Genomic DNA, 231 nt, shown 5'->3' with positions numbered 1-231 from the left:
GTGGTCATCTCGCACGATCGTTTCTTTCTTGACCGAATTGCGACCCATATTCTGGCCTATGAGGGCAACTCGCATGTCGAGTGGTTCGAAGGAAACTATCAGGAATATGAAGCCGACTACAAACGTCGCTATGGTGAAGAGGCAAGCCGCCCGCACCGCATTAAATACAAGCCGCTGACCCGCTAAGACGGTTTTGCGCTTTGAGATTAAAGGCCACCTTCGGGTGGCCTT

Annotated in this window: 1 pseudogene; it reads left to right on the top strand. The window is 51.9% G+C overall.

The features are described 5' to 3' along the window. Positions 1-186, top strand: a pseudogene (locus tag B2T33_RS07875) (energy-dependent translational throttle protein EttA); the annotation flags it as partial. Positions 187-231: the final 45 nt, after the last annotated feature.

The sequence above is a fragment of the Thalassospira sp. UBA4513 genome (genome assembly GCF_002388495.1).
GTDB lineage: Bacteria > Pseudomonadota > Alphaproteobacteria > Rhodospirillales > Thalassospiraceae > Thalassospira > Thalassospira tepidiphila.
The sequence above is the reverse complement of the archived record's forward strand: the minus strand, read 5'-3'. Positions and strand labels throughout refer to the sequence as shown.